This window comes from Syntrophotalea sp., assembly GCF_050253115.1.
Lineage (GTDB): Bacteria > Desulfobacterota > Desulfuromonadia > Desulfuromonadales > Syntrophotaleaceae > Syntrophotalea > Syntrophotalea acetylenica.
On the sequence record NZ_JBFWJQ010000001.1, the window covers coordinates 23,214 to 42,853 of the forward strand.

At 60.9% G+C, this 19,640-nt stretch carries 18 protein-coding genes; 16 read left to right on the forward strand and 2 right to left on the reverse strand.

The features are described 5' to 3' along the window. Positions 1 to 19: 19 nt before the first annotated feature. From rplS to rsmI, 5 genes are all read left to right on the forward strand, one after another. Positions 20 to 367 carry a 50S ribosomal protein L19 gene (rplS, locus tag AB7E65_RS00120; RefSeq protein WP_072287198.1) on the forward strand — a complete coding sequence of 116 codons (348 nt, stop codon included), beginning with the start codon at positions 20 to 22 and terminating at the stop codon, positions 365 to 367. 124 nt (positions 368 to 491) lie between these two features. Beyond that, entirely contained in the window at positions 492 to 1,121 is a 630-nt protein-coding gene (locus AB7E65_RS00125; protein ID WP_072287199.1) for a ribonuclease HII, read from the forward strand. Next, positions 1,118 to 1,489, forward strand: a complete 372-nt coding sequence (locus AB7E65_RS00130) for a YraN family protein (protein WP_320361265.1) — start codon at positions 1,118 to 1,120, stop codon at positions 1,487 to 1,489. Before AB7E65_RS00125 ends, AB7E65_RS00130 begins: the two co-directional genes overlap by 4 nt. A gap of 98 nt (positions 1,490 to 1,587) precedes the next feature. Next, positions 1,588 to 3,546, forward strand: coding sequence for an NAD(+) synthase (locus tag AB7E65_RS00135; RefSeq protein ID WP_072287201.1), 1,959 nt, complete (start codon positions 1,588 to 1,590; stop codon positions 3,544 to 3,546). Next, positions 3,536 to 4,393, forward strand: coding sequence for a 16S rRNA (cytidine(1402)-2'-O)-methyltransferase (gene rsmI / locus AB7E65_RS00140; protein WP_268807483.1), 858 nt, complete (start codon positions 3,536 to 3,538; stop codon positions 4,391 to 4,393). Before AB7E65_RS00135 ends, rsmI begins: the two co-directional genes overlap by 11 nt. A 15-nt stretch (positions 4,394 to 4,408) precedes the next feature. On the opposite strand, the gene AB7E65_RS00145 is transcribed toward rsmI, so the two are convergent. Both AB7E65_RS00145 and ligA read right to left on the reverse strand, forming a co-directional pair. Beyond that, on the reverse strand, positions 4,409 to 4,687 hold the full coding sequence (locus AB7E65_RS00145; protein WP_072287203.1) for an acylphosphatase: 279 nt from the start codon (positions 4,685 to 4,687) through the stop codon (positions 4,409 to 4,411). Then, positions 4,684 to 6,699: an NAD-dependent DNA ligase LigA gene (ligA, locus tag AB7E65_RS00150; RefSeq protein WP_428745054.1), complete on the reverse strand. Its 2,016-nt coding sequence runs from the start codon at positions 6,697 to 6,699 to the stop codon at positions 4,684 to 4,686. Before ligA ends, AB7E65_RS00145 begins: the two co-directional genes overlap by 4 nt. Positions 6,700 to 6,872: 173 nt before the next feature. On the opposite strand from ligA, the gene AB7E65_RS00155 reads away from it, so the two are divergent. From AB7E65_RS00155 to murG, 11 genes are all read left to right on the forward strand, one after another. After that, positions 6,873 to 8,114 (forward strand): HlyC/CorC family transporter, encoded by a 1,242-nt coding sequence (locus AB7E65_RS00155; RefSeq protein WP_072287204.1) that lies wholly within the window; start codon positions 6,873 to 6,875, stop codon positions 8,112 to 8,114. Positions 8,115 to 8,293: 179 nt separating this feature from the next. After that, a complete protein-coding gene (locus tag AB7E65_RS00160) occupies positions 8,294 to 8,746 on the forward strand; it encodes a division/cell wall cluster transcriptional repressor MraZ (protein WP_083558719.1) in 453 nt (150 codons plus the stop codon). Between the two features lie 3 nt (positions 8,747 to 8,749). Beyond that, positions 8,750 to 9,694, forward strand: coding sequence for a 16S rRNA (cytosine(1402)-N(4))-methyltransferase RsmH (gene rsmH, locus AB7E65_RS00165; RefSeq protein WP_072287205.1), 945 nt, complete (start codon positions 8,750 to 8,752; stop codon positions 9,692 to 9,694). 47 nt (positions 9,695 to 9,741) lie between these two features. Further along, positions 9,742 to 10,065 (forward strand): cell division protein FtsL, encoded by a 324-nt coding sequence (gene ftsL / locus AB7E65_RS00170; RefSeq protein ID WP_072287206.1) that lies wholly within the window; start codon positions 9,742 to 9,744, stop codon positions 10,063 to 10,065. Further along, positions 10,062 to 12,032, forward strand: a complete 1,971-nt coding sequence (locus AB7E65_RS00175; RefSeq protein WP_428745042.1) for a penicillin-binding protein — start codon at positions 10,062 to 10,064, stop codon at positions 12,030 to 12,032. Before ftsL ends, AB7E65_RS00175 begins: the two co-directional genes overlap by 4 nt. A gap of 48 nt (positions 12,033 to 12,080) precedes the next feature. Further along, positions 12,081 to 13,601, forward strand: a complete 1,521-nt coding sequence (locus AB7E65_RS00180) for a UDP-N-acetylmuramoyl-L-alanyl-D-glutamate--2,6-diaminopimelate ligase (RefSeq protein WP_072287208.1) — start codon at positions 12,081 to 12,083, stop codon at positions 13,599 to 13,601. Next, positions 13,586 to 14,977: a UDP-N-acetylmuramoyl-tripeptide--D-alanyl-D-alanine ligase gene (locus AB7E65_RS00185; RefSeq protein ID WP_428745043.1), complete on the forward strand. Its 1,392-nt coding sequence runs from the start codon at positions 13,586 to 13,588 to the stop codon at positions 14,975 to 14,977. The genes AB7E65_RS00180 and AB7E65_RS00185 overlap by 16 nt, the downstream gene beginning before the upstream one ends. 11 nt (positions 14,978 to 14,988) lie before the next feature. After that, positions 14,989 to 16,065, forward strand: coding sequence for a phospho-N-acetylmuramoyl-pentapeptide-transferase (gene mraY, locus AB7E65_RS00190; RefSeq protein ID WP_072287210.1), 1,077 nt, complete (start codon positions 14,989 to 14,991; stop codon positions 16,063 to 16,065). A gap of 2 nt (positions 16,066 to 16,067) precedes the next feature. Beyond that, positions 16,068 to 17,420 (forward strand): UDP-N-acetylmuramoyl-L-alanine--D-glutamate ligase, encoded by a 1,353-nt coding sequence (gene murD / locus AB7E65_RS00195; protein ID WP_428745044.1) that lies wholly within the window; start codon positions 16,068 to 16,070, stop codon positions 17,418 to 17,420. 4 nt (positions 17,421 to 17,424) lie between these two features. Next, a complete protein-coding gene (gene ftsW / locus AB7E65_RS00200; RefSeq protein WP_072287212.1) occupies positions 17,425 to 18,534 on the forward strand; it encodes a putative lipid II flippase FtsW in 1,110 nt (369 codons plus the stop codon). Continuing rightward, a complete protein-coding gene (murG, locus tag AB7E65_RS00205) occupies positions 18,531 to 19,607 on the forward strand; it encodes an undecaprenyldiphospho-muramoylpentapeptide beta-N-acetylglucosaminyltransferase (RefSeq protein WP_072287213.1) in 1,077 nt (358 codons plus the stop codon). Before ftsW ends, murG begins: the two co-directional genes overlap by 4 nt. Positions 19,608 to 19,640: the final 33 nt, after the last annotated feature.

Here is a 19,640-nt window from a genome sequence, read left to right on the forward strand (position 1 = left end):
GCTCTAGAGGAGGATGAAAATGAATATTATCGATTGCTTGGAAATGGAACAGATGAAGAAGAATATCCCCCCCTTCAAAGCCGGGGATACTCTCAAGGTTCACGTGAAAATCGTGGAAGGCGACAAACAGCGTATCCAGGTGTTTCAGGGTGTCTGCATCAAGCGTCACAATAAAGGTCTGGGTTCGACGTTCACCGTGCGTAAAATCTCCGATGGCATGGGCGTCGAGCGCGTCTTTCCGCTGCATTCGCCGACCGTGGAAAAGATCGAACTGGTGATGGTGGGTCGGGTGCGCCGCGCCAAACTGTACTATCTGCGCAAACTGCAGGGCAAGGCTGCGCGCATTCGCGAGAAGCGCCGCATGTAATCAGCCGTTTCGCCGACAAAAGCCCCGGATGCATGCCGGGGCTTTTGTTTCTGATCTTTGCGCCGCGGTTAACCTGCCGGGTACGCTTGGGGCCGGCCGCCGCATCTTTGGATCAGGATTGCTTATGCTCGAGCTTTTTCCCGCCGAAGAAATATCTCCTTTGCATTTCGAACGGCAGTTGCGCGGTCAGGGATTTGGCCGGATTGCCGGCATCGATGAAGCCGGCCGCGGTCCTCTGGCCGGTCCGGTGGTGGCCGCCGCCGTTATCCTGCCCGCCGAGTTCGATCTGCCCGGACTCGACGATTCAAAAAAAATTTCCGCGACGCTGCGGCAGCGGCTGTTTCCCCGAATCCGCGAGCAGGCCCTGGATTACGGTATTGGCCTGGCGCATGCCGAAGAAATCGATACCCTGAACATTCTGCAGGCCACCCTGCTCGCCATGCGACGTGCCGTCGGCCGCCTTTCCCAACCTCCCGATTATCTGCTGGTGGACGGTATTACTCCGCTGCCGGTGTCTTTGCCGCAGAAAACGCTCAAGCAGGGAGACAGCAGGTCGTTGTCCATCGCGGCGGCTTCAGTGTTGGCGAAGGTGGTGCGCGACCGTTTGATGGTTACCTACGACGCCAGGTATCCGGCCTACGGTTTTGCCGGGCACAAGGGCTACGGCAGCGCCGCGCATCGGGAAGCCATCGCCCGGTCGGGGCCTTGCGCCCTGCACCGGAAAACGTTTCGCGGGGTCAGGGAGTATCTATGACCTGCCGTCATCTGAGCCTTGGACGCTGGGGGGAAGATGTGGCGGCGTCGTATCTTATCCGGCAGGGGATGAAAATACTGGGACGCAATGTCCGCACCCCGGTCGGTGAAATCGATATCGTTGCCCGCTGTCGGCGCACCCTCGTGTTTGTGGAAGTAAAGACCCGGCGCGGGCTTTCCCGCGGTTATCCGCAGGAGGCTGTCGGCATGGCAAAACAGCGACAGATTCTGCGTGCCGCCCAGTGGTACGTGAACGAACAGCGACTCGAAAAACTGCAGGCCCGGTTCGATGTCGTGGCGGTGCTTGGCGATGGCGAATCGGCGCGGATTCAGCATATTGCCGCTGCTTTCGACGCGGACGGCTGGTAGATGATCCCGGCGAGGTCCATGCATTGCTTTTGCCTCGCCCGCCGGTTACAATGCCGGCAGCAAAATCCCTCGTAACTCGCGCGGAAGGATGAACTGTTATGGATATTCGCATGGCGTCGCATGGATATGTGAGGGTGGGAGTCTGTACGCCGGCCTGCAGGGTTGCCGATGTGGCTTACAATTGCGAACAGATTCGCAATCTGGTGGCGGAAACTCCTGATTGCCGTTTTTTCGTTTTTCCCGAATTGTGTGTGACCGCCTATACCTGCGGGGATCTGTTTTTTCAACCGTTGCTGGTCGAAAAGGCACGCAGCGCCCTGCTTGAATTGGCAGCTTTTACCTCGGAACACCGGGTGACCCTGGTCGTGGGGGCGCCCATCGCTTTTCGGGGCAGGCTTTACAACTGTGCGGTTTTTCTGTCCGACGGGGAAATCCGGGGGGTGGTGCCAAAACGGTTTTTGCCCAACACCCAGGAGTTTTACGAAGAGCGCTGGTTTTCTTCGGCGTCCGACCTGGAGGCGACGCACCTGGAGTGGGAAGGTCAACGCATCCCGTTCGGCGATGATCTGCTGTTTCGCGCGGGAAGCATGCCCGATTGTCTGATCGGCATCGAAATCTGCGAGGATGCCTGGGTCGCCAACCCGCCCAGTGGCCGCCTGGCCGTTGCCGGGGCAACCCTATTGCTGAATCTTTCCGCCAGTCCGGAACTTCTCGGCAAGATGGAGTATCGTCGCGCCCTGGTGCAGGCGCAGTCGGCGCGCTGCCTGGCCGCCTATGTGTACGCTTCCTCGGGGCCGGGGGAATCCAGTACGGATCTGGTCTTTTCGGGTCATTCGCTGATCGCGGAAAACGGCGCCATCCTGGCGGAGACCGAGCGGTTTCGGTTCGATAGTCAGATAATCGTGGCTGATCTCGATATCGAAAGGCTGGTCAACGAGCGTTTCAAAAACAACAGTTACGGCTCCTCCCGCTCCGAAGCGTCCTTCCGGGTGATCGAATTTTCCCTTGCCGACCTGACCTGCGAGCAACTGCTGCGCCCCGTGGTGGCGACGCCTTTTGTGCCGCAGGCCGTGGAGGAACGGGCCCATCGCTGCCATGAAATCTTCGCCATCCAGACCACCGGCCTGGCCAAGCGGCTGTTGCATACCGGTGCCACCCGTGCGGTTATTGGCATTTCCGGCGGACTCGATTCAACTTTGGCGCTGCTGGTTACGGTCAAGGCGTTCGACAAGCTCGGTTTCAGCCGTTCCGGTATCGAAACCGTTACCATGCCCGGCTTCGGTACCACGCAGCGCACGCGGAGCAACGCCGAGCGCCTGGCGGAGATGCTCGGCACCAGTTTGCGGGTCATTCCCATCGATGCCGCGGTGCGCCAGCATTTTGCCGATATCGGGCATGACGAGTCCGTGCATGATATTACCTATGAAAACTCCCAGGCTCGCGAACGGACCCAGATCCTGATGAATATCGCGAACCAGGTCAACGGGCTGCTCATCGGTACCGGCGATCTGTCGGAACTGGCACTGGGATGGTGCACCTACAACGGCGATCACATGTCCATGTACGCCGTGAATACCGGTGTGCCGAAAACCCTGGTGCGTTATCTGGTGAGCTGGTGCGCCGATGCCGAATTCAGCGGTGCGATTGCGGCGATTCTGCACGATGTCTGCGATACTCCGGTTTCGCCCGAACTGCTGCCGCCCCATGAAAATGGCGAGATCAAACAGCGCACCGAAGACAAGATCGGACCCTACCTGCTGCACGACTTTTTCCTTTACCACGCCGTGCGCTTGCAGAACCGGCCCTCAAAAATCTTTTTTCTTGCCAAACAGGCTTTTGGCGGGGATTTCAGCGACCCGCAACTGCTGCACTGGCTGAAAACTTTTTATCGGCGGTTTTTTTCCCAGCAGTTCAAGCGCTCCTGTCTGCCGGACGGGCCCAAGGTCGGCAGCGTAGTGCTGTCACCGCGGGGCGACTGGCGCATGCCGAGTGATGCCAGTGCCGCATTGTGGCTCGATGATTTGCATCAGCTTGAAGGAGTTGTCGGTGAAGGGTGAGACGGCAACTCCCGGAACCCTGTATCTGGTGGCGACTCCCATCGGCAACCTGGAGGATATGACCTTTCGGGCTCTGCGGGTGCTCAGGGAGGTCGATCTGGTGGCGGCCGAAGATACGCGCCACAGTCGCAAGCTGTTCAATCATTACGGCATTTCAACGCCCCTGACGTCTTATTTCGCCCATAACGAGAGCCTCAAGGGGGAGAAAATTCTCGACCTGCTGCGACAGGGCAAGTCGGTGGCGCTGATAACCGATGCCGGCACGCCGGCCATTTCCGATCCGGGCTTTCTGCTGGTCCGGGCCTGTCGCGATCATGACCTTCCGGTGACAGCTGTGCCCGGAGCTTCGGCGGTGATCGCGGGGTTGTCGGTGTCCGGCCTGCCTACGGAACGGTTCGCCTTCGAAGGTTTTCTGCCACCCAGGACGGTGGCGCGGCGCAAATTGCTGCATGCCTTGCGGGAGGAAAAGCGTACCCTGATATTTTACGAGGCTCCCCATCGGCTGCGGGCGGCCTTGCAGGATCTGGCCGAAGCTCTGGGTGACGACCGGGAAGTTGCCGTGGTTCGTGAGTTGACCAAACTGCACGAGGAGGTGTTCCGGGGAACCGCCGGGCAGGCCGTGGAATACTTCGGACGGGACCGCGTGCGCGGCGAAATTGTGTTGATGGTCGGCCCCGCTTCCGCACAGGTGCCGAAGGAAACAGTGGCGGAAGCGCTGCTGCGCTGGCGCAGGGACACCGATCTGCCCATGCGTCAGATCGTCAAGGAGGTCGCCCGGCAGTTCGGGCTTTCCGGCAGCGAGGTTTACAGGGAAAGCCTTACCCTGCCGGATGACGAAAACGCGTAGGGACAAGGTCGCGATTCAGAAGCGCACCTCGAAGCGGTCGAAAGAACCGTCGGCGGGCTGCCGATGGATGCTCATGCCCTCAACCCGGCTGGCCGGTGGCCCTTCTTGCAGGACCGCCAGCCATTCATCCAGCTGTTCCCGTGTGCCTTCGGCCACCGCCTCGACGCCGCCGTCGGGGAGGTTGCGCACCCAGCCGGTGAGTCCCAGCCGCAGGGCGGTCTTGAGGGTAAAATGGCGGAACCCCACTGCCTGCACCCGGCCCTGGATTTTTACCGTTACCCGCATCACTTTCATGCTTTTTCCATTTCGCTCATCATCTGCAGGAACTCCTCTTCGCTGAGAATGCGAATCCCCAGTTCACGCGCCTTGTCCAGTTTGCTGCCGGCCGCTTCTCCGGCGATTACCCAATCGGTTTTGCCGCTGACGGAGCCGCTGGCGCGTCCGCCAAGGCGTTCGACGGTTTGCTGCGCCTGTTTGCGGTTGAGGCGGGTCAGGCTGCCGGTGAAAACGAAGATCCTGCCGGTCAGCGGGCCGTTGCCGCGCCGGGTTTCAACTTGCGGCGCCACGCCGGCCTTCTGCAGGGCGGAGAGAATTTCACGGTTGCGCGTTTTGGCGAAAAAGTCGATGACGCTGTCGGCCACCTGGGGGCCGATTTCGTGAATGGCAAGCAGCTCCTCGCGTGTTGCGCGGGACACTTCTTCCAGTGAGCCGATATGGCGGGCCAGCAGGCTGGCGAGGTGCTCCCCCACGTGGCGGATTCCCAGGGCGAAGAGGAAGCGCCCGAGCGAGCGGGATTTGCTGGCTTCAATGGCTTTCAGGAGTTTGTCCGCCGATTTGTCGGCCAGTCTTTCGCAGCGCAGCAGGTCTTCCCGGGTAAGCCGGTAGAGGTCCGCCACGCTGTCGATGAGCTCCAGCCTGAGCAGTTGCTCGATGGTGCGTTCGCCGAGGCCGTCAATGTCCATGGCACGGCGGGAGACGAAGTGCTTGATCGATTCGCGCAGGCGTGCCGGACAGGACAATTCCTGGCAGCGAGGGACCACTTCGCCCTCAAGTTTTGCCACCGGTCCGCCGCAGACCGGGCAGTATTGCGGCAGAGGCACGCTGCGCTCACTGCCGTTGCGGTGCTCCATCAACACCCTGACAATATCCGGTATGACATCTCCGGCACGTTCCACGATCACCGTGTCGCCGATTTTGACATCCAGTCGGGCGATTTCGTCCCAGTTGTGCAGGCTGGCGCGCGACACGGTGACGCCGCTGACTTCCACCGGCCTGAGCTGGGCCACGGGGGTGATGGCGCCGGTGCGTCCGACCTGCAGGATGATATCCTCGACTACGGTAACGGCCTGACGCGGCGGGAATTTGCAGGCGATGGCCCAGCGCGGGGAACGGGTTTTTTCTCCCAGTTCGCGTTGCAGGGCCAGTTCGTCGACTTTTACCACCAGGCCGTCGATTTCGTAAGGCAGCCGGTCGCGCATGTCCTGCAGTTGCCGGAAATAGTCCACGACCGGCTCGATCCCCTCGAAGGTTCGGGTGTGGTCCAGATTCACGCGCAGTCCCCACTGGTGAAGTTGCTGCAGCAGTTCGTGGTGACTGGTTGGCAACGCACCGGAGAACTGGCCGATGCCGTAGCAGAAAATTTTCAGGGGCCGCCTGGCGGTTACCGACGAGTCGAGCTGGCGCAGGCTGCCGGCAGCCGCGTTGCGAGGATTGGCGAACACCTGCAGGCCTTCTTCCTGCCGTTCCTGGTTGAAGGTCTGGAAATCGCCCAGATCGATATACACTTCGCCCCGAACTTCCAGTAGCGTGGGGGCGTCGCCGCTCAAAACCAGGGGGATGGAAGGGATGGTGCGCAGATTTTCGGTGATACCCTCGCCGGTGGCGCCGTCGCCACGGGTAGAGCCGACGGCAAGGACGCGGTCACGATAGACCAGCTCCACCGCTACGCCATCGATCTTCAGTTCGCAGACGTAGCGCACGGTTTGTTCGCGGCCCAGGAAGCGTTTTACGCGGGCGTCAAAATCCCGCAATTCCGCCTCGTTGAGGGCGTTTTCAAGGGACAGCATCGGCAACGCGTGGCGCACCGGCTCGAACTGTACCAGCGGCGCCGCGCCTACCCGCAGGGTGGGCGAGGCGGGCGTCACCAGTTCGGGATGGGCCTGTTCCAGTTCCTGGAGTTCCCGGAAAAGCTGGTCGTATTCGGCATCCGATATTTCCGGACGGTCGTGGGTATAATAAAGCAGGTTGTGGCGGTGCAGCTCGGCGCACAGCTGCCGGTGGCGGCTTTTGGCTTCGGCCTTGTTCATGAATACCTCGCAGAGGGTCCGGGACGGTCGTGATGGCGTGCTGAGCGCCTTATAGCACAGGGCAGGCCATATTTCAAACATGCACGACCCCGCGCGATTGTAATCCCCGCGCTTCTGGGGTAAACTCCTGCCCGTTATTTATGGGCGAAAATTCATGATGCCGGAAGGTGCTGATGCAAGACTATATTTTCTATGTGTCCGGTTTACTGCTGCTGCTGCTGTTTTCGGCTTTTTTTTCCGGATCGGAAACGGCTCTGCTGTCCCTCGACTCGCTGCGGGTCAAGTATCTTGTGCACAAGCAGCAGCGTGGCGCGCACCAGCTTGAAAGGATACTCAGCCGCCCCGACGATCTGCTGGGGGCCATCCTGGTTGGCAACAACCTGGTCAACATCGCTGCTTCGGTATTTGCAACCACTTTTTTCGTGCAGTTGTTCGGCGACCGTGGCGAGCTGATGACCATCCTTATTTTGACGCCGGTTCTTCTTATCGTGTCCGAGGTCTGCCCCAAGACCTTCGCGGCCCGTCATCCTGAACGGGTTTCTTTTCTGGTGCTGCGCCCCATCATGCTTGTGATGCTGGTGTTGCGTCCGGTGGTATGGCTGGTAACGGGCCTTTCCCGACTGTTGACCCTGTTTGTCAAAAGCGAGCCGAAACCCGTTATTTCCGAGGATGAAATCCGGACCCTGATAAGCGTTGGCGAGCAGAGCGGCGTGGTCGGCGAAGACAAACGGCGCATGCTGGACGGGATTTTCGATCTTTCCCAGATCAGCGTGCGGGATGTGATGATTCCGCGCACCGAAGTCGTGGCCCTGGAGGTTTCCGATTCCTTTACCGAGGTCTTGAGCGCCGTGCAGCAGTCCAGCCATTCCCGGTTCCCGATTTACCAGGGGTCCCTGGACAATATCATCGGCATCATTCATTCCAAGGATATCCTGCGCTATGTGCACCGGGCCGACGAATTTTCCCTGGAAAAACTGGCGCGCAAACCTTTTTTCGTGCCCGAGGCGAAGCGGATCAACACCCTGCTGCAAGCGTTTCAGCGCCGTCAGGTGCACATGGCGGTGGTGGTGGATGAGTACGGCGGCATGGAAGGCATCGTGACCCTGGAAGACGTGGTCGAGGAAATCGTCGGCGAAATCCGGGACGAATACGATATCGATGAAGACCTGATCTGCGAACTGGGATCCGGTCGTTACCTGCTCGATGGCAGCATCCCGCTGCGAGCCGTCAATCAGCGCTTCGATCTCGGCCTGTCCGAAGAACACGCGTCGACTCTGGCCGGCTTCATGCTCGGTGAGTTGGGCACCATCCCCCATCCGGGAGACAGTTGCCAGGTGGGGGAGATCCGGTTGACCGCGCGCCAGGTTCTGGATCACCGTATCGAAGAAATCGAGCTGCAGATGCCTCCGCAATAGCCCGGCTACGAGCGTCTTTTGGAAGCAACAAAAAAAATCCCCGGCAAGGGGATTTTTTTTGTTTCGGCGATGCTCTAAACCCTTAAAAAATTAGAATAAACGCCTTGACAAGGTGGGGAGTGCTCGTTATAGTTGGCCACAAAGTGTTAAATTGTGTCAAACCGGGCCTGGGACGTGCCATGCTGTTCAAGGGTGAATTCAATAACGCCATCGATGGCAAGGGGAGGGCGAGCATTCCGGCAAGGTTCCGGGAAACGCTCGGCGCCACCTATGGTGATGACCGTCTCATGGTTACCCAGAGAGATGGCGGGCTGGCCGCCTATCCCCTGCAGGAGTGGGAAAAGGTCCTGGAAAAGGTGGAGGCGCTGCCTGCCAGTGATTTGAAGGATGCCATCAACCTCGCGTTGATCTCGCCGGCGGTGGAATGCTCCTTCGACAAGCAGGGCCGCATCCAGCTGACCAAGGCACAACGCTGTTATGCCGGTCTTGAATCGGAAATCCGGGAAATCGTGGTGGTCGGCTCCATCGACAAGATCATGATCTGGAACCGTGCCAAACACGCTGAAATGCGCAAACAGGCCGAGGAACTGCTCAAAAACGAATCGCAGACACTCAAACATCTCGGGTTTTAGGCCATGGCTTCTGAGGATTTCCAACATAGTTCGGTCATGCCCAAAGAAGCGCTGGAATGTCTTGCGCCCCGGCCTGGAGAGGTGTTTGTCGATGGCACCGTCGGTGGCGGCGGGCATGCCCGCCTGATCCTTGAAGCCACGGCGCCCGACGGCCGCCTCATCGGCCTGGACCGGGACCGGGAAGCCCTCGCCGCGGCCGGTCGCGGATTGGCGACCTTTGGCGACCGGGTGCTGTTGCGTCACGGAAATTTTGCCGACATCGACCGCGTTCTGGAGGAACTCGGCGTCGATGTCGTGGATGGCATTCTGCTCGATCTCGGCGTCTCCTCCTTCCAGCTCGATACGGCAAGACGCGGATTTTCCTTTCAGACGGATGCCCCTCTCGACATGCGCATGGACACTTCCGGCGGAACGACCGCCGCCGATGCGGTCAATTTTCTGCCGCCGGAGGAACTGGCGCGGATATTCCGTGACTACGGGGAAGAACGCCATGCGCGCCGCATTGCCCGGCGCATCGAAAAGGTGCGCGCCGAGGCGCCGCTGCTCACCACCCGGGAGCTGGCCGAACTGGTGCGCGACGCGGTGCCGGGGGGGCGGGTTCCGGCGCGTATTCATCCGGCCACGCGGGTGTTTCAGGCTCTGCGCATTTACGTGAATGCCGAACTGGACAGTCTGCGGGACGGGTTGCGGCGTGCCATGGCTGTACTCAGGCCGGGTGGCAGGCTGGTGGTGATCAGTTTTCATTCTTTGGAAGATCGCATCGTCAAGCAGTTTTTTCGCGCGGCTGTGCAGACATGCACATGCCCGCCGGGGTTGCCGGTCTGTGTCTGCGGCCGCAAGCCCGAGGCGGTGTTGCTGACCCGTAAAGGGTTGCGGGCCACCGATCTCGAGGTTGCAACCAATCCGCGCGCACGAAGTGCCGTACTCAGAGCGATTCGCCGGCTTTAGGATCCAATGTTGCCGCTATGCGGCCCTGGTATGACGGGAGGTTTGTTATGTCGTTTTCCACCCAGCGCGTGCTGCCCGGAATTGTCATCGGCAGTCTTTTCAAGCGGCGTTTTTCGGTCGGGCAATTCATGGTTTTTCTGATAGCTCTGGTCGCAGCCGGCGTTTTCTATATCTGGTCCTGCAGCCAGTTCATTGAGCTGGGATATGCCATTTCCAGTTATGAAAGCCAGTTGCTCGATCTGCAGCGCGAAGAGAACTGCCTGCGACTGGAAGTCGCGACACTTAAAAACCCCGCCCATCTCGAACGCGTTGCCACCACCAGGCTGAATCTCCATTATCCGGAACCCCGCCAGGTGATTATTGTCCGATGAAACTGACGCCGGAGAAAAGTTGCAAAATCCGCATTGTCCTGATGGGAGTGGGTTTTACGCTCTTTTTTCTGGCGATTGTGGGGCGCGGTTTCTGGCTGCAGGTCATCGATGCGGATGCAACTGCCGCGCGTGCCCGAAAGCAGTACAAGCGGATTGTTCCGCTGACGCCAAAACGGGGAGGCATTTTCGATCGCAACGGCGCGGAACTGGCCCGCAGCATCAGCATCGATTCGGTTTTTGCCGAACCGTTGCGCATCGAGGATGTCGACGGCACTGTGCGAGCCCTGTCCCGGCTGCTCGGGCAGAGCTCGGGGACGTTGCGTAAAAAACTGACATCCAACCGCAGTTTCGTCTGGCTGAAGCGCAAGATGCAGCCGGAGCAGAGCGCGCGGATTCGTGGTCTGAAGCTGCCTGGCATCGCTTTTACCAAGGAACATCAGCGCTTTTATCCCAACGGGCATCTGGCCGCCCAGTTGCTCGGGTTTACCGGGCTGGATCCGCGTGGTCTGGAGGGGCTGGAACGTTTTTATGACAGTCAGCTGCAGGGCCAGGAAGGATTTCTGGTCGCTGCCAAGGACGGGCGCCGCAAAGGGATGGGCGCGAGCGACAAGGTGATCCAGGGGGGCAGTGACGGCAACAGCCTCTATCTCACCGTTGATCGCAATCTTCAGTACCTGGCGGAAAAGGAGCTGGCCAAAGCCCTGCAGGAGAACAAGGCGCGGGCCGGCTGCGTCGTCATTGTCGATCCGGCCAGCGGGGATATCCTCGCCATGGCCAATCAGCCGACCTACAATCCCAATGCCTTTGGCCGGTTTCCCGCATCCAGCCGTCGAAACCGGGCCGTCTGTGATGAATTCGAACCGGGTTCGACCCTCAAGGTGTTCCTGGTTGCGGCGGCTCTGAACGAAAACCTGGTGCGGCCGGAGCAACTGATCAACTGCGAGAATGGCGCTTACCGGGTGGGGGGGATGACGATTCACGATCATCACCCTCACGATATTTTGAGCGTTGCCGATGTGCTGCGGCTCAGTTCCAATATCGGCTCCGCCAAAATCGGCAAGATTCTGGAACGTCGACGCTATTTCGACTATCTGCGGAAGTTCGGGTTCGGAGACAGGACCGGCATCGATTTTCCCGGTGAGGCTACCGGTCAGTTACGCAAGCCGGAACTCTGGTTTGAAGGCGACCTGGCGGCCGTCTCCTTCGGCCAGGGCATGACCGTGACGGCGCTGCAGCTGGCCCGCGCCACTGCCGCCATCGCCAACGGCGGATTGTTGATGCACTCCGGCCTGGTCCGGCAGATCGTGAACGATCACGGCGAAGTCGTGCAACGCAACGAACCCCGGGTGTTGCGGCGAGTCGTCTCCGAGCAGGTTGCGGGGAGGATCCGCGGCCTGATGGAACTGGTCACACGCGACGGCGGTACCGGCACGCTGGCGTCGGTTCCCGGCTATCGGGTCGCGGGGAAAACCGGCACGGCGCAAAAAGTCGATCCGGTAACCGGAGGATACTCGGCGGACAAGCGGGTGGCTTCCTTTGTCGGATTTGCCCCGGTGGAGAATCCCCGCCTGGTGATCATGGTGATGGTCGATGAACCCCGTTCGCAGGTGTACGGAGGTCTTGTGGCTGCCCCGGTGTTTTCGCGCATTGCCGGTCAGGCGCTGCGCTATCTCGGGGTGCCGCCCAGCGAGGCGGAAATGGACCCGCCCCTGCCACCGGAAACCATGGAGACCAGGGAGGCCATCACCGCCGGTGAAGTGCAGACATTGCAGGTTTCCGAAAAAGGCCTGCCGGTCATGCCCCAATGTTTCGGCATGAGTTGTCGGCAGGTTCTGCAGTTCATGGATCGTCTCGGGCTCAATATCCGGATCAGGGGATCAGGGCGTGTGGTCGACCAGTTTCCGAACCCCGGAGAGACCATACGTTACGGCGACGAAGTCTGGGTAAAACTGGAGCCGCCAGCTTGAAAAATCCCTTTGACTTTTTCCTCTGAGGAAAGGAAAATCACCGTTTCCATGAATATTTCCATCCTCTGTCAGAGTATCGATCCCTGCGATATCACCGGCCCGGTTGCCGGGGATATAAGCGGGCTGTATTTCGATTCCAGGCGCGTTTCTCCGGGCGGGGTGTTCTTTGCCCTGCGCGGCGCCAGCGTCGATGGGCACCGGTTTATCGCGGCGGCCGTCGAGCGGGGCGCCATTGCGGTGGTGATGGAGGACCCTCAGCCATTGCCTGCCGGGGTTACCGGCCTGCAGGTCAGGGATGCCCGCCGGGCCATGGCCCTGGCCTCCGCCGCTTTTTACGGCGAGCCCACCAGGCATATGCTGGTGGTGGGAATCACCGGCACCAACGGCAAGACCACGATCAGTTATCTGCTCGAAGCGCTGCTAAAAAAGGCGGGTTATCGTCCGGCCGTCATGGGAACCGTTGATTACCGTTTCGAAGATCAGCGGCTGCCTTCCAGCCATACAACTCCCGAGTCGGTGGATCTGATGGCCACCATCGCCGAGTTCCGGCGGATGGGTGCCGATGCACTGGTTATGGAGGTGTCATCCCACGCCCTCGAGCAGCGGCGGGTGGATGGCGTGTTTTTCGATGTTGGCGTGTTCACCAACCTGACGCCGGAACACCTCGATTACCATGGTGACCTGGAAAACTATTTCAGCGCCAAGCTCAGGCTTTTTACGGGGCTGGGCGAACGTTGCCCGCGGCAGGCGGTGGTCAACCTCGACGACCCCTGGGGCGCCCGGCTTGCCGGCATGCTGCCGGCGGTGGTCGGTTGTGGTCTGACGCCGTCGTGCGCGGTCGGCGCCGAACAGGTGTCCATCTCTCTGCACGGCATCAGCGCCATAATGCGTACTCCTGCCGGCATGGCCCGTTTGCGGTCGCCGTTGATCGGCAACTATAATGTGCAGAATCTATTGTGCGCCGCGGGCGTGGGCGTTGCCCTGAATGTGCCGCCCGGGCCGATCGCCGAAGCCCTTGGCGCCGCGCCGCAGGTGCCCGGTCGTCTGGAAAGCGTCCCGAATCGGATCGGTGCGCTGGTGCTGGTGGATTACGCGCACACCGGTGATGCCCTGGAAAACGTTCTGACAACACTGCGCCAGCTTGGTCCGCGGCGGTTGTTGTGCGTGTTTGGTTGCGGTGGCGACCGCGACGCCGGTAAACGGCCGGTCATGGGTGAAGTGGCGGGCCGATTGGCCGATCTGGCCATCCTGACCTCGGACAACCCCCGCAGCGAAGAGCCACTGAGCATCATAACCCAGGTTGAAGAGGGGTTGCGACGGGTGCATGCCGGTCCCTGGTCCCTGAAGCAGGTCCAGGAGGCTGTCGGCCGGGGATACCTGACCCTGTGCGACCGCCGCGAAGCCATCGGTTTCGCCGTCAGTGTGCTGCAGCCCGGCGATGTGCTGCTGGTGGCCGGCAAGGGCCATGAGGATTACCAGATCATCGGCACGCAGCGCCTGCATTTCGACGATCGCGAGGAGTTGCGCAAGGCTCTGGCATCGGTGGAGGGAAAATGCGTTTCGACCTGATACAAATCGCCTCGATCACCGGCGGCACCCTGATCCCCGATCGGGCTGCCGCGATCGTTACCGGCGTGTCCACCGACAGCCGCTCGCTGCGTCCCGGGGATCTGTTCGTACCTCTGCGCGGCCCCCGCTTCGATGGCCACGATTATCTGGTGCAGGCCGTTCGCGGCGGTGCCAGCGCCTGTTTGAGCGAAGAGGTGGTCGCGGGCTTGCCCGTGCCGGTTGTTCGTGTAGCGGACACCCTTCGGGCGCTGGGTGATCTGGCGGCGGCCGTGCGCCAGGATTTCGACGGGCCGGTGGTGGCGGTCACCGGTTCCTCCGGAAAAACCAGCACCAAGGAAATGCTCGCCGGCATTCTCGGCCTGCGCGGCCCCGGGCTCAAGACCGAAGGCAATTTCAACAATCTCATTGGATTGCCTCATACCCTGTTGCGTCTCGAGGCCGACCATGGCTGGGCGGTATTGGAACTCGGCATGAGCGCTCGCGGCGAAATCGCCCGCCTGGCCGAGATCAGCCGTCCCGATGTCGGCATCGTCACCAACGTCGGCCCCGCTCACCTGGAAACTCTGCTGACCCTGGACGGCGTGGCGCGAGCCAAGGGCGAACTGTTTGCCGCTTTGCCGGTTGGCGGCACTGCAGTGATCAACGGGGATGACCCGCGGGTGCTGCAACTGCCTGTCGCCAACGGCGTGCGCCGCCTGATATTTGGTTGCGGATCCGAAGCGCAGGTGCGTGCCGAGGGGTTGACCGCGGATGGCGACGGCATGCGTTTTGATCTGCTGCTGGACGAAAAGGTCTGGCCGGTACGGTTGTCGGTGCCCGGACGCTACAACGTCTGCAACGCCCTGGCCGCCGCGGCGGCGGCGCATGGCCTGAAGGTTGACGGCGCGCAGATCGTTCAGGGCCTGGAAAATTTCCGCTCCTGCAGCGGACGCATGAAAGTGACGGAACTCGCCAGCGGCGCCACTTTGCTGGAGGATTATTACAATGCCAACCCCCTGGCTGTCGAAGCGGCGTTGACGGTTCTGGACGATCTGCCCGGCAGCGGTCGCCGCATCGCGGTGCTGGGCGATATGCTGGAGCTTGGTGAGGCCGCCGCCGGTCTGCACCGCCAGACCGGCCTGAAGGCATCGAAATGCACCGATTTGCTGATTCTTCTCGGCCAGAGGGCCGAGGATACCGCCGCCGGCGCGCGGCAGGGCGGTTTGCCGCCGCAATCGGTGTGGGTTGTAAAGAACCATCAGGAGGCTGTAAGCCTGCTGCAGGATCTGTTGCGCCCGGGGGACCGGGTGCTGGTCAAGGGGTCGCGCGGCATGACCATGGAAAAAATATGTGATGGCCTGCGCGCCAAGGACGGACGCCCGTCCGCCGGGCATTAGGAGACCCAAGGATGCTGTACCATCTGCTTTATCCGCTGCATGAACAGTTTTCGGCGCTGTACATTTTCCGCTATATCACCTTCAGGGCGATTTACGCGACCATCACGGCGTTGATGATTTCGTTTATCATGGGTCCCTGGCTCATCGACAAATTATCCAGACTGCAGATCGGGCAGAGCATCCGCAAGGACGGACCCCAGTCCCATTTCAAAAAAGAAGGCACGCCAACCATGGGCGGCACCCTGATCCTGCTGGCCATCGTGCTGCCGACCCTGCTATGGACCGACCTGGGCAATATCTATGTCTGGGTGACCCTGCTGGTCACCGTGGGGTTTGGCGCGGTCGGTTTTATCGACGATTACCGCAAGGTCAAGCTGCGCAACAGTGATGGCCTCTCGGCCCGGCAGAAGATGTTCTGGTTGATGCTGATTGCCGCTACCGCCGGGTTTGTACTGTATGTTTACCAACCTTTCCAGACCACCCTCGCGTTTCCTTTTTTCAAGGGATTGCGGCCGGAACTTGGGCTTCTGTACATTCCCTTCGCGGTGCTGGTCATCGTTGGTGCCAGCAATGCGGTGAACCTGACCGACGGTCTCGACGGCCTGGCCATCGGACCGACCATCATTGCATCGGGTACGTATCTGCTGTTCGCCTATCTGGCGGGCAATGCCCGGCTTTCCGAGTACCTGCAGATCAGCAGCGTGCAGGGGGCCGGGGAACTGGCGGTGCTGTGCGGCGCCATGGTGGGCGCCGGCCTTGGTTTTCTCTGGTTCAATACCTATCCGGCCCAGGTGTTCATGGGTGATGTCGGCAGTCTGTCACTGGGTGGCGCCCTCGGTACCATCGCGGTCATTACCAAACAGGAGATCGTACTGGTTATCGTCGGTGGCATTTTCGTGGTAGAGGCGTTGTCCGTCATCGTGCAGGTCTCTTCGTTCAAGCTGCTGGGCCGGCGGATTTTCCGCATGGCGCCCATTCATCATCATTTTGAACTCAAGGGATGGGCCGAGCCGAAAATCATCGTGCGATTCTGGATTATCAGCATCATTCTTGCGCTGGTGGCGCTTTCCACCCTGAAGCTGAGGTAACCATGTCCGCATATGCGGGAAAACATGTGATCGTTGTCGGCGCCGGCTGTACGGGCCTGGGGCTGGCGCGCTTTTTTCTTGATCGTGGAGCCGACGTCACCCTTTCCGACAGCCGCCGCCGGGAAGATATCGGCGGAGTCGAAGAATTGGCGGCGCGTGGCGTGCGGTTCGATTGCGGCGGTCACGACGCGGCGCTGATGGCAGCTGCAGATCTGGTGGCGATCAGCCCCGGCATTGCCCTGGACGTGCCCGCCGTGGCAGGCGCCATGGCCGCCGGGGTGCCGGTGCTCGGTGAAATCGAGATCGCCGCCCGCGAACTGGCGGCTCCCATGATCGCCATCACCGGCACCAACGGCAAATCCACCACCACCTGTCTGGTGGGTGAAATCCTGCAGCGCTGGAATCGTCGCGCTTTTGTCGGCGGCAACCTCGGCACACCGCTTATCGAAGCCACCCGGAACAGAGACTGGGACTGGATCGTGGCGGAAATATCCTCTTTTCAGCTGGAAGCCATCGAGACCTTCAGGCCACGGTACGGCCTGCTGCTCAACCTGACCGAAGATCATCTCGACCGGTATCCCGACATGGCAAGTTATGTCGCGGCGAAACTGCGTCTGTTTGAAAATATGACGGCCGCCGACGTGGCGATCCTCAATGCCGACGATGCGCTGGTGATGCGTTGCGCTGAAGCGCTGCCCTGCCGCAAGATCTGCTTTTCCTCAAGCCGTGTGTTGCAGCAGGGCATGGGCTTTGACGGGCAGGACATCGTCTGGCGGTTTGACGGTGGCGAGCAGCGCTTTGCCGTTTCGCAACTGCGCCTGAAAGGGCTTCACAACGTGGAAAACGCCATGGCCGCCCTCATCGCGCCGCTGCTGGAGGGCTGCCCCGCCGATCTGGCATGGCAGGCCGTATGCGGTTTTTCCGGCCTCGATCACCGCATGGTCAGGGTGCGGGAGCTCGACGGGGTCACCTGGTACGATGATTCCAAGGGAACCAACGTCGGCAGCGTGGTCAAAAGTCTTGCCGGACTGGAAGCCCCTGTGACCCTGATCGCCGGAGGCAAGGACAAGGGCGGAGATTACGCGCCCCTGGCGCAATTGATGCGTGACAAGGTTGCGCATCTGATCCTTATAGGTCAGGCTGCGGACCGGATGCAGCAGGCTTTTTCCGGACTGACCGGGATTCTGCGTGCCGCGACCCTGGAGGAAGCCGTGCAGATGGCCTTTGATCTGACCGCTCCGGGAGGAACCGTGCTGCTATCCCCGGGGTGTTCAAGTTTTGATATGTTCCGCAGCTATGCCGAACGTGGGGCAGTCTTCTGTCGCGCGGTTCAGGCATTGCAATCAAGGGGCTGAGCGCATGACCGAGCGTGGCGGATACGATTATTGGCTGCTGGCGGTAACGGCGGTACTTACCGCCATCGGTGTGCTGATGGTTTATTCGTCTTCCTCCATTATGGCGGCGGAACATTACAAGGACGGTTTCTATTTCCTCAAGCGGCAGGGCGCCTATGCCCTGTTCGGCATGCTGCTGCTGGTCGGGCTGATGCGCTGCGATTACCATCGGCTGCGGAAGTTCGCCGCTCTGGGATTGCTGGTCAGCACCATCGGCCTTGCCCTGGTGCTGGTGCCAGGTATCGGATCCACCGCCGGCGGCGCCGCCCGCTGGATCCGCATAGCCGGTTTCACCATGCAGCCGTCGGAGTTGGCCAAGCTGGCTCTGGTGCTGTTCATGGCGCATTCACTGGCCCGCAAGCCGGAAAAGAACCTGCGCACTTTCAAGCTTGGCGTGCTGCCTTATCTGGTCATTCTGGGCATGATGCTGCTGATGCTGATGCTGCAGCCGGATCTCGGCAGCGCCATGACCATGGGGGCGGTGGCGATGGGGATGATGCTGATCGCCGGCAGTTGCCTCCGGCACCTGCTGCTCTCCATTCTGCCGGCGCTGCCGGCCCTGTATGTGGCCATCTGGCGGGTCGATTACCGCCGGCGCCGCATGATGGCGTTCATGGATCCCTGGAAATACCCCTCCGACGAGGGGTTTCAGATAACCCAGAGCCTCATCGCATTTGCCAACGGTGGCTGGAAGGGGCAGGGCCTCGGACAGAGTCAGCAGAAGCTGTTCTTTTTGCCCGAGGCGCATACCGATTTCATTTTTTCGGTGGTGGGCGAAGAGGCCGGCTTCATCGGCGTGCTGACCATTGCGCTGCTGTTTCTGGTGCTGGTCTGGTTGGGATTGCGCATTGCGTGGATGGCGCCCGATGATTTCGGCCGCTATCTTGCCTTCGGTCTGACCCTGCTGCTGGGGCTCGAAGCGTTTACCAATATGGCAGTGGTGACTTCGTTGTTGCCGACCAAGGGACTTGCATTGCCGTTTCTTTCCTATGGCGGCAGCAGTCTGGTCGCTTCGCTGGTCGCCGTGGGCATACTTCTGAATGTCTCGAGTCAGGTCAAGGAGGGACGGGCATGAGACTGCTGCTGGCAGGTGGAGGTACCGGCGGACATCTGTTTCCGGCCGTGGCGTTGGCGCAGCGGCTTATCGAACAGGATCCGACCGCACAGGTACTGTTTGTCGGTACCACGCGCGGCATCGAGGCCCGGGTGATTCCCGCCCTTGGCATGCCGCTGCGGTTTATTGATATCCGCGGTTTTGTCAATCGGGGTCTGCTGGGCAAGCTCGGCATGGTCCCCTGCCTGGTACGGAGTGTCTGGCAGGGATTGCGCATCCTGCGGGAATTCAGGCCCGACGTGGTGCTCGGTGTCGGCGGCTACGCTTCGGCGCCTCTGCTGGTGGCGGCACGGCTCAAGGGCATTCCCGCCGTGATTCATGAGCAGAATGCCTGGCCGGGGCTGACCAATCGCCTGCTGGGACGCTGGGCACGCTGTGTCTGCCTGTCTTTTTCAGAAGCGGAGCGGGCCTTCCATCGCGCCACCACCATCGTTACCGGCAATCCCCTGCGCAAGGGTATGGAAGCCAGTTCTCCACCCGGCGGCGACCAGCCCGAACTGCTGATTTTCGGCGGCAGTCGCGGCGCCCGCGCCATCAACGACGCGGTGCTGGCGGCCCTGCCGTTGCTCTCCCGGTGGCGGCAGAGGCTGACGATCGTGCACCAGACCGGCTCCGAGGATTTGCAGCGGGTGCAAAAGGGCTATGCGGAGGCCGGCTGGCCTCAGGCAACCGTGGTGCCTTTTATTGACGACATGGCGTCCGCCTACACCCGGGCGCACCTGGTGGTGTGCCGCGCCGGCGCTACCACCCTGGCGGAACTGGCGGCCTGCGGGCGGGCCGCGATTCTGATACCCTATCCGCATGCGGCCGGGGATCACCAGACCATCAACGCCCGGGCGATGGCCAGAAAGGGGGCGGCGCTGGTTCTGCCGCAACCTGATCTGACCGCCGAACACCTGGCGAGCCTCGTCAGCGATTTGCTCGACAATCGTTCGCAACTGATGAACATGGCGGCAGCGGCCAGGTCGCTGGGCATTGCCGGGGCCGCCGACCGCATTCTCAACGTTTGTCGCTCCGTGTACGACAGACACTGACCGGTTTTTTAACACCGCTCTGAGCGGGGAAAG

Excerpts from the sequence above, each read along its gene's own strand:
- rplS (WP_072287198.1), top strand. The coding sequence starts at position 20 with ATGAATATTATCGATTGCTTGGAAATGGAACAGATGAAGAAGAATATC.
- AB7E65_RS00125 (WP_072287199.1), top strand. The coding sequence starts at position 492 with ATGCTCGAGCTTTTTCCCGCCGAAGAAATATCTCCTTTGCATTTCGAA.
- AB7E65_RS00130 (WP_320361265.1), top strand. The coding sequence starts at position 1,118 with ATGACCTGCCGTCATCTGAGCCTTGGACGCTGGGGGGAAGATGTGGCG.
- AB7E65_RS00135 (WP_072287201.1), top strand. The coding sequence starts at position 1,588 with ATGGATATTCGCATGGCGTCGCATGGATATGTGAGGGTGGGAGTCTGT.
- AB7E65_RS00145 (WP_072287203.1), bottom strand. The coding sequence starts at position 4,687 with ATGAAAGTGATGCGGGTAACGGTAAAAATCCAGGGCCGGGTGCAGGCA.
- ligA (WP_428745054.1), bottom strand. The coding sequence starts at position 6,699 with ATGAACAAGGCCGAAGCCAAAAGCCGCCACCGGCAGCTGTGCGCCGAG.
- AB7E65_RS00155 (WP_072287204.1), top strand. The coding sequence starts at position 6,873 with ATGCAAGACTATATTTTCTATGTGTCCGGTTTACTGCTGCTGCTGCTG.
- AB7E65_RS00160 (WP_083558719.1), top strand. The coding sequence starts at position 8,294 with ATGCTGTTCAAGGGTGAATTCAATAACGCCATCGATGGCAAGGGGAGG.
- rsmH (WP_072287205.1), top strand. The coding sequence starts at position 8,750 with ATGGCTTCTGAGGATTTCCAACATAGTTCGGTCATGCCCAAAGAAGCG.
- ftsL (WP_072287206.1), top strand. The coding sequence starts at position 9,742 with ATGTCGTTTTCCACCCAGCGCGTGCTGCCCGGAATTGTCATCGGCAGT.
- AB7E65_RS00175 (WP_428745042.1), top strand. The coding sequence starts at position 10,062 with ATGAAACTGACGCCGGAGAAAAGTTGCAAAATCCGCATTGTCCTGATG.
- AB7E65_RS00180 (WP_072287208.1), top strand. The coding sequence starts at position 12,081 with ATGAATATTTCCATCCTCTGTCAGAGTATCGATCCCTGCGATATCACC.
- AB7E65_RS00185 (WP_428745043.1), top strand. The coding sequence starts at position 13,586 with ATGCGTTTCGACCTGATACAAATCGCCTCGATCACCGGCGGCACCCTG.
- mraY (WP_072287210.1), top strand. The coding sequence starts at position 14,989 with ATGCTGTACCATCTGCTTTATCCGCTGCATGAACAGTTTTCGGCGCTG.
- murD (WP_428745044.1), top strand. The coding sequence starts at position 16,068 with ATGTCCGCATATGCGGGAAAACATGTGATCGTTGTCGGCGCCGGCTGT.
- ftsW (WP_072287212.1), top strand. The coding sequence starts at position 17,425 with ATGACCGAGCGTGGCGGATACGATTATTGGCTGCTGGCGGTAACGGCG.
- murG (WP_072287213.1), top strand. The coding sequence starts at position 18,531 with ATGAGACTGCTGCTGGCAGGTGGAGGTACCGGCGGACATCTGTTTCCG.